Source organism: Alistipes sp. ZOR0009 (assembly GCF_000798815.1).
GTDB lineage: Bacteria > Bacteroidota > Bacteroidia > Bacteroidales > ZOR0009 > Acetobacteroides.
Genome location: NZ_JTLD01000023.1, coordinates 23,546 through 32,496, shown reverse-complemented (window position 1 = coordinate 32,496; position 8,951 = coordinate 23,546). Strand labels below are relative to the sequence as shown.

Sequence of the window (8,951 nt, the reverse complement as noted above, 5' to 3'; positions counted from 1 at the left end):
GTAAGCAGCGAACCACCTATACAGATGCAGCAATACTACCACACAGGTGCATAAGTAGTGGTGTCAGATGCATCTATAGCACCATTCGGATGCATAAGTAGTATAGCACACATGCATATTTACCACTATTTAGATGCATCCAACTTAGGCAGCTAAGCGAAGGGTTAGCTAGTTATTTTGGGGATGTATAACTCTATTTTTAAGTACAGAGATATGAGATATGAGATTTGAGAAAGCAATTAAACACAGAGGCACGGAGACACAGAGGACACGGAATTTAGATTTGAGATATGAGATGTGAGATATGCGATGTGAGATGTGGGATTTGAGATGTGAGATGGGATATGAGATGAGAGATAACCACCATTCTCTAACTTCTTCTAACTTCTTTTACTTCCCAGCCTTCATGTAACTTCCGTTTAACTTCGGTCTACCTCCGTTTAACTTCTTTTTTAACACAGAGACACAGAGGGCACAGGGATTTAGATATGCGATGTGAGATGTGAGATATGAGATGTGCGATTTGAGATGTGAGATATGAGATATGAGATATGAGATATGAGATGGGAGATATGAGATGGGAGATATGAGATGGGAGATATGAGAAGAGAGATATGAGAAGAGAGATAACCACCATTCTCTAACTTCTTCTAACTTCTTTTACTTCCCAGCCTTCATGTAACTTCCGTTTAACTTCGGTCTACCTCTGTTTAACTTCTTTTTTAACACAGAGACGCAGAGACACAGAGGACACGGAATTTAGATATGCGATGTGAGATGGGAGATGGGAGATGGGAGATAACCACCATTCTCTAACTTCTTCTAACTTCTTTTACTTCCCAGCCTTCATGTAACTTCCGTTTAACTCCCGTGTACCTTCCGTATATTTCCGTTTACCTCCGTATAACTTCTTGAAGCTACCTTCCGTATACCTCCGTTTAACTTCTTCTAAAATAAACATTTCCCCTTATCTCCTGCAGGTATAGCGGCTAAGAGAGCACCCCTAGTCGGATAGCAAACCGAGCATGCTGGCGTAGAGCACCGACTCAATCTCACTGCGGCAGCCTATTTTGGTGAAGATGCTGCGCCGATGCGCCCTAACGGTATACTCCGAGATGTGGAGCTGTTCGGCAATAACGGACGAGCTGCACCTTTTGGCTATTAGCGAAAGCACCTCCTGATCGCGCTTGGTAAGGGAGTAACACGTGCGGTAGGCAACCTCTCCTCCCTTGCGGTTAACCAGGTACACCCCCCGATGGGTAACGTTTTGGTTGCAGAAGGGCACTATCTGCAGGCTTAGAGTTAGGATCGGGTGGTAGCCGTAGCAATCATATTCCCAAAAGAGGTACCGAAAAAAGGTGCGGCGGTAGGTGCCTGCATACAGCATGCGGCACTCGAATTGCAGCATAAAGCGGAAGGGCAAATCGTCCTCCTGCATTTCGATGTATGCGTAGGAGGCGAGCTGGGCGTGGCGGAAATGGGAGATATCATCCTTATGGATGAGCTTCTCGAACTCGTTGAAGGGGATGGAGAGCGACGAGAGGTGGATAAAGCACCCTTCCTTTATCAGGCTAAAGCTGTAGCATCCCCGCTGCATGTCGCAGCAGGCAACAACCTGCCGATGCGTGGAAACCACGCAGGAGGTAAGCTCCATGCCAAACCCAACCATATTCGGCACTACGCTTGTACTGCTCTGCAGCAACCTCAAAATCCGACCTCGAAGCTTTTGCACCTCTTCACTCATAAAAAACAGCGCTTCTATTTTACCCGTGCGTTCGACCAAGATTTAGGGTGGATAAAAGGCATAGAGGGCTTGCAAGGAAGTCACAGCATGCAGGCCAAAGGCTGGCGAAACCAGCCATGTGGCATGGCATAGGGGCACTCAAGCATTGAGGTAGCTAAAATATCCCCATTCTATGCTACGTACCTGCTGCCACGTGATGCTTGCATGGAGATAGCCTCAGGCTGCCAACCTACAGGAATGCGCTTTCGGAATAGCAGAAGCAACCTGAAGCAATATGCGAAAGGAGAATGGGGTTGCACCTGCTATGCACCCCTACGGGTGCTGCTAAGACTACGCAAGAGCATTCATTCCAGCCAAAACTCTCTCCTCATGTAGCGCCAACCATGGCTACCCAGATAGCATTCTAAGCCAAATGCGAATCCCGGTATTGCTACCCGATGTCCTCATCGATCACGTTAACCAGTACCTTATCCCGGCAACATTCCAGCAGCAGCCAACCTGATAGCGGCAGGCATTAACGCGCGCCATTGTTTGTACTAATTTACAAAAAAAGGCAATAGGCGACATTTTTAGGATTAAAAATAGACCTATAGGCCTATTGATCTAGCCTTAGCGGTAGCAATAACTTTGTGCTGCATCACTCCTCGAAATAGCAGAGGCAGCTGCAAGTAAACTAATTATCAACAACAAAAAATTACTACTATGGCACTAGTTATTGGCAACTGTATTCCAACAACCATTTCTCTTTTCGACCCCTACATTCGTAACAGCAACGATTACCTACGCCAGGGAACTCCAACCACCAATGCCGAGCGGCTTGGGGTACCAACCGAACAGCTAACTGTATGGAAGGGTATTCTGGACAAGTGGACTCCACTCTACAGCAAGTATAGCGATAGGGTTAACCTACGTACTAACGCCATCACCAGCGAACTGTACGACACCATCGAAACGGCGATCAATTTCGAGAAGGAGACGCTTATGTTTGCTCACATAGCCATATCTCCCAATGTTACCACTGCCGATTTAGAAACCTTTGGTATTCATAGGGTAATCCCTAAAAGTTCTCGTTCTATCCCTCAAAATCCTATCACCGAGCAGGTAGATACAACGCTACAGCCTATTGGTGGGGGTGCAGTACTTATTAAATGCTATAGCGGCGGCAAAAGAACGTCGATACACGAGGATGCCAACTGCGTACAATATAGGTATACGATAGGTGCCATAACACCCACCTCGCCCATCGATACCAACCTGATGGTAAACCAGAGCACCAAGTCAACCTTTACGTTAAACACCGGAGCCGAGAATACGGGGCTACGTCTCTACATCTACTTCCGCTGGTTTAACACCAAGCACCCCGAGCTGGCAGGTCCGTGGAGCGACCTCCAAAGCACGCTAATCCTTTAGCACGCCATACCCCAAAGGCACCAGGGCAACCTCGGTGCCTTTAGAGTTATAGATACTCTCCTATTCTAGCTTCTTAGATTAAAAAGAATCAGAGAATGGTATTCGCACTTTTATGCGTCAGCAAAGCATTTCAAAATACACCCAACATCCTTATTTAAGGATATTATAAAGTAGGTATATAAAAGATAAATGCAGAATCGAAAAAACTCAAATAACTTGACACATTAGAAAAAACAATGTAAATTAGTCTCACAACTATTCAACTAACTAACAAGACTATGAAATCAATAATTGAAAACAAATCCATTTTAGTTGGATTTTCCATTAATAGTAATGCATGGGAGAACCTCTCAAAAATTGACAGCTATACAGTACAAGTATGCATCAACAACTCGAAAAATAAGATAAAGTTAGATAAAATTAAAGTTTCCAAAATATGCATCTTAAAGACATTGGTTGGCATTAGAATAAAAATTTTACCAAAAGATATAGATAAATTAAACGATGCTATTAAAGTAAGAAATGACGTTTGCATTCAACATTTCGAGTTTATACTATGGAATAATGGTTTTGTTCAGTCTATTGCACAATTTACCCTTACAAGCGATCCTAACAACGAAGAAGTAGATAAGCACTTTATTCCCATATTTGATGATACTACAGCTGCAATACTTAATGGAATAAAATCTTTTACAGATAAACTTGAGAAGATAAAAATACTGAACATAGTAAAGCCTCTATACTTTTCAAATATTTTTTTGCTTGATGATGACGAAGAGTGTCAATGTATGGATACTACTATTTGCAAAATACCTATTGTAAATCAAAAGTCTGCAATTTCATCATACCATATTCTAAACAACGATACCCCAAACATAAAAGATAGATTTGAGCTAACAGACCATTCTTCAATACATTTTATAAAAGGTTGCCATCTATACGAATGGGATACTACAAACAAGGAGCTTTCTCATGAAGATTTAGCTTTTGACTTTGTTTCAAACTCGAAATGCAGTCTTTACTTCTCTAAAATTAAAACAGCAAAATCTATTGCTCGAAATAAAGTCATAAGCAAACAATTTCATGTCACATCTTCCGAATTCAGAGACTTACTAACTGGGATACTAGATGTTGAAAATGGATTAGAGTTACACTATTTTTACATGTCTACAAACGAACGAGAAATTACAAAAGAAATAGATGAAAAATCGTTTACTAAAAGCCGAATGAACATGGCTAAAGATGCAGAAAACAACATGTACAACCTATTAAAGACTATTGATGATGAAAGGAATACCAAACAAGGAAATATAATTCAAGGAATTCTGCTTTTATTATCAGCAATGGCACTATATGGAGTTCTTTTACAAATTAAAGAATTAAATGCTAATAGTCCTAATTTTTTTATAAAATACACAATTATTACAATAATAGTAATTTTAATCCTTTGCAAATTTCTATTTTTCAACAAAAAGAAGTTTAAAATTCGTTTTAAAACAAAATAAAAATCATCTCACAAATTCTTTATCTTCGTTTACTCTTATTCCTTTGATGAGATTTGAGATGTGATTCAACACAGAGACGCAGAGACACAGAGGGCACGGAGATTTAGATATGAGATGTGAGATGTGAGATATGAGATATGAGATGTGAGATGTGAGATGTGGGATATGAGGTAACCTCCATTCCCAGCCTTCTTGTAACTCCCGTCTAACTTCCGTTTACCTCCGTATAACTTCTTTTTTAAACACAGAGACACAGAGACACAGAGGGCACAGGGATTTAGATATGCGATTTGAGATGTGAGATATGAGATATGAGATAACCACTATTCTTTGACTTCTCTAACTTCCCAGCCTTCTTGTAACTCCCGTCTAACTTCCGTTTACCTCCGTCTAACTTCAGTATAACTTCCGTCTAACTTCTTATAAATACCTTCGTGGAGAAAAACAACGCCGCCGACATCGAAAGGACGATATCGGCGGCGGGTATGCTATGTAGCAAGGATGGCTAGTAGCTCCAAGCCTTTACAATCTTATAGATAGGGTTAGCCCAGTAGTTTCTTACGCCAAAGCCATTGGCATTGCCAGATGCTCTTCTATCAAGAATAATCTCCTTGGTTTTAAGGTCGAAGAATACCACGTGAAAGTAGCCCCTAGCCTCTAGCTTATCCAGACGCTCGGCAACAAAGATAAGCCCCATTCCGCTACCGTTGGTTTCGTATGCCTTTACATGCTTAGCGAGCATCTCGGATGATATGGTGTAGCCCTTATCGGTACCAATTAGGCTAGACTCGTCGATGGTTCTATTCAGCTTGTTCACCATATCAAAGCTATTTACCACATTCTCCTTGCTAAAGTAGCTGTAGATGTTGTACTTCTTAGCCTCGGTTGTAAACAGCATGTTGATATTGTCGAACGCATTCTTTAGCACCCCTGGAGTCTCGCCAACGCCAATGGCCTTAGCCAACGAGAAATCGACCCCAAAGAAGGTAATGCTCTTTTCTTTCTTTGCAACATCCTTACCGTCCTGTCCAAAAGCGAAGGTGAAGGAGAGTAGCAGCAGTGCTGCACATAATACTTTTTTCATCCGGATAATTTTTAAAAGTTAGATGTAACCCGTATAGCGAACACTTAGAGATACCTATAGCGGCTAGCCATACAGGCTCCATAATTGCTTTGCTTAAATTTTAAATCTCAGTTTTATCTCGGAAATCTACAAATTTTATTGCTTTCCTGCTCATCTTAGGCAGCTGCTTTTTTGCAATACTTTCAATCGGCTCAAACACAATATCAGGAGCCACGCGCACCTTGGATCTAAAGGAATCCTTGATATGCTTCACCAGCTCGTCCGACTGGCTTTCGCTGCCTACCTTTACCAGAATGGCATCGGTGCCTATGGCGTTGGTGTACACCTCAACGAGATAGTTAACCACCTCGGGGATGTTATCGAGCACGTCGTACAGCGCCGACGGGTAGAGGGTCGTGCCCTTATACTTAATCATCTGCCCCTTTCGGCCTAGCACTGGACTTAACCGCATGGTTTGACGTCCGCAGCTGCACTTCTCGGTGGTATGGTAGCAGATATCCCCGGTCTTAAACCGGAGCAGGGGCATTCCCTTAACGCCTAGCGTGGTGATGGTAACCTCGCCTGCCTCGCCCTCCTTTACAGGTCGGTTGTTATCGTCGAGGAACTCTACAATTATAAGCTCGGGCTGATGGTGCCCCCCGTTGTGGCACTCGCACTCGGTAAACGACGACTGCATTTCGGTAGAAGCGTAGGTGGAATGCAGCGTTAGCGTAGGCCAGCGCTCGCTGATACGCTTACCAAGGGTATTGAGCGTAAAGTCGTTGTTACGAAGCGACTCGCCAATGCAGATGGCCTTCTTTAGCGGGCTGTTGAGATAGTCTATCCCGTTAGCCTCGGCATAATCCATCAGCTTAAGCAGAAACGAGGGTACCACAATGCAGCAGCTGGGGCGGTTACGCCTAATGGTATCCCACTGCAGCTCGGGTATGCCGTTTCCTACACGAATTACGCCAGCACCCAGCTCCCTAGCCCCAAGAAAGTAGGCTAGCCCTGCCATAAAGCGGCGGTCTATGGTGGTCATCAGCTGGATGATATCACCGTTGGTGCAGCCAGCCGTTGTGAAGGAGAGATACTCGTTGTAGGCCAAGCGGTCGAGATCGCCATCGGTAAGGGCAAAGGTTACGGGATCGCCAAGCGTACCCGATGTGGTTACGTAGTCGATGATCTGCCCCCTATCCACACAGATAAAGTCGTCGTTATAAAGCTGCAGGTCGCGCTTGGTGGTAACCGGCAGCTGGGCTAGATCCTCTATGCAGGTTATCGTGCTAATATCCACCTTATGCTCGCGAAACATGCGCGAGTAAAACGCCGAATTGGCCTGAAGGTAGCTCAGCTCCTCCTTAAGGCAAGCCTCCTGGTAGCGCTTTATCTCCTGAGGAGTCAAAAACTGTATATGTTGATCCTTTCTCATTTGCCTAGCTCTTTAATTTTTTTCTCAATAGCCTTACGCTCGTTTACACGGGGAATCTCCTTACCTAGGGCTTTCTGCCAGTAGACTCTTGCCTTTTCGAACTGGCCGAAATGGTGGTAGTAGTTCCCAAGCAGCTCGTAGGTATGGTACATGTTAGGGTTAACAGCCAGCAGCCTACCAAGCGAATCGGCGTTTAACGGTATGCTGCTGCCAATCGACTTCTTTACCTGCTTTGCCAACGAACGGAATGCCACCACCCGTGCATAGTCGTGCTGGATAAAAGCGGTATCGGCCGCAATGGTAAGCTTGCTATCGGCCAGCTCACGGCTAAAGTCGGGCTTAGCGAATATCTTCTTTAGGTTGTAGCATACCATCTTCCCCGACTGCCAAGGCGAGGTGGATACCCACATTAGCCCCTCCTTGGGCTTAAATATAACGGAGTGGTGACCGATAGATTGGTTTAACGACTTCTCGTTGCACAGCCCAATATCCTCGCCGTTTACGCCCAACCTATCCCTCAGAATCTTAGCTGCAGAGGTGGGGTTTAGCGGCTTACTATCCGACAAAAGCGTTTGGAGGCGCTTATAGCGGTAAGGGCTATCGGTGGTTGCTATATTCTCCAAGTTCTTAGGATCGCTCTTAAAGGTATCCGACTGGTAGTGGTTGGTGCATATAATCCTATCGCTCCCACTCTCGAATAGCCCTATTTGCGATGGCGTCTTCTCTATTATTGCCGCCCTACCATCTTTTGCCGAACCTATAAGGATAGACTCCGACACAAAGGTATGGCGCTTTTGGGCTATTGCATACGCCTCCTTGATGGTTGAGGCATACTGAAGAATCTCGCGTACAAGAATAGATATAGGCATGGCGGCCGAGGTGGGTATATCCCCCTTAGCAGCATTGATGGTAACGGTAAGTCCTGCCTCGTTCATACCCGACAGCACCCCTACCATTCCAGCCCAGCCAACCGATGCAAACTTGTAGCCGCTGCTAGGATTTACGAAGGAGATTAGCTTATTCTTGGCAAAATCATCGCCAACATAGAAGTCGAAATTGCGGCCAACCAGCAGCGAGGAGTCTTGGCTCTTGCCATCCCAAACCGCAAACGAGCTACATCCTACCAGCATATACTCCTGCATGGTGTGGCCAATATCGTGTGCCGCATGGTAGTTGAGCTGCCGCTCGTAGGGTGTACCAATAAAGTTATACTCGTTGGTGCACGATAGCGATATGCCGTAGATCTCCCTTCGGTACTCGTCGGGGATATATTCGCCCAAATTCCGGTTGAAAATAATGGTGAAGAAGCGAAGGAACTTAAGGTAGCTATCAGAGGGAACAATCTCCTTAATTTGATCAACAAACACCTTCTCCTGGTAGAAGAGCAGATCTTGAGATAGACGTCCCATGGAGACACCTCTGCTCAACGGATCGCCCTGAAGGTAGGCCTCCCATAAACCACTTTCACTCTGGCGCAGGTAACTTCCCTTGCAGGTGCGCACGCCATTGGTATCCGATACCGGGTACGCATTTAGGTTTACCGACACCTCGGGTGTTCCCATATCGGCGCTTAAATAAAGAACCGTAATAGCTCCCGCCACTAGCAACAAAATTGCCAGCAAACCTATAGACACATATTTTAAAACCTTTTTCATCACTATATAATTTGAGATGTGGGATATGAGATGTGAGATGTGAGATGTGAGATATGAGATGTGAGATATGAGATGTGGGATAACCACCATTCTTTGCCTTCTCTGACTTCTCTGCCTTCTCTAACTTCTTTATTTCTCTAAC

6 protein-coding genes are annotated in these 8,951 nt (G+C 44.6%); 2 read left to right on the top strand and 4 right to left on the bottom strand.

Annotated elements, in window-relative coordinates:
- Positions 1-1,003 precede the first annotated feature (1,003 nt).
- Positions 1,004-1,744, bottom strand: a complete 741-nt coding sequence (locus L990_RS07955) for a response regulator transcription factor (RefSeq protein WP_047447433.1) — start codon at positions 1,742-1,744, stop codon at positions 1,004-1,006.
- A gap of 702 nt (positions 1,745-2,446) precedes the next feature.
- Between L990_RS07955 and L990_RS07950 the strand changes: the two genes are divergently transcribed.
- Positions 2,447-3,154: a hypothetical protein gene (locus L990_RS07950; RefSeq protein ID WP_047447430.1), complete on the top strand. Its 708-nt coding sequence runs from the start codon at positions 2,447-2,449 to the stop codon at positions 3,152-3,154.
- Between the two features lie 278 nt (positions 3,155-3,432).
- Entirely contained in the window at positions 3,433-4,659 is a 1,227-nt protein-coding gene (locus L990_RS07945) for a hypothetical protein (RefSeq protein ID WP_047447427.1), read from the top strand.
- A gap of 505 nt (positions 4,660-5,164) precedes the next feature.
- On the opposite strand, the gene L990_RS07940 is transcribed toward L990_RS07945, so the two are convergent.
- The 3 genes from L990_RS07940 to L990_RS07930 form a co-directional block, all read right to left on the bottom strand.
- Entirely contained in the window at positions 5,165-5,743 is a 579-nt protein-coding gene (locus L990_RS07940) for a hypothetical protein (RefSeq protein ID WP_047447424.1), read from the bottom strand.
- 100 nt (positions 5,744-5,843) lie between these two features.
- A complete protein-coding gene (locus tag L990_RS07935) occupies positions 5,844-7,154 on the bottom strand; it encodes a phenylacetate--CoA ligase family protein (protein ID WP_047447420.1) in 1,311 nt (436 codons plus the stop codon).
- Complete coding sequence (locus L990_RS07930) at positions 7,151-8,809, bottom strand: C45 family peptidase (RefSeq protein ID WP_047447418.1); 1,659 nt, start codon at positions 8,807-8,809, stop codon at positions 7,151-7,153. Before L990_RS07930 ends, L990_RS07935 begins: the two co-directional genes overlap by 4 nt.
- Positions 8,810-8,951 lie beyond the last annotated feature (142 nt).

Excerpts from the sequence above, each read along its gene's own strand:
- L990_RS07955 (WP_047447433.1), bottom strand. The coding sequence starts at position 1,744 with ATGAGTGAAGAGGTGCAAAAGCTTCGAGGTCGGATTTTGAGGTTGCTG.
- L990_RS07950 (WP_047447430.1), top strand. The coding sequence starts at position 2,447 with ATGGCACTAGTTATTGGCAACTGTATTCCAACAACCATTTCTCTTTTC.
- L990_RS07930 (WP_047447418.1), bottom strand. The coding sequence starts at position 8,809 with ATGAAAAAGGTTTTAAAATATGTGTCTATAGGTTTGCTGGCAATTTTG.
- L990_RS07940 (WP_047447424.1), bottom strand. The coding sequence starts at position 5,743 with ATGAAAAAAGTATTATGTGCAGCACTGCTGCTACTCTCCTTCACCTTC.
- L990_RS07945 (WP_047447427.1), top strand. The coding sequence starts at position 3,433 with ATGAAATCAATAATTGAAAACAAATCCATTTTAGTTGGATTTTCCATT.
- L990_RS07935 (WP_047447420.1), bottom strand. The coding sequence starts at position 7,154 with ATGAGAAAGGATCAACATATACAGTTTTTGACTCCTCAGGAGATAAAG.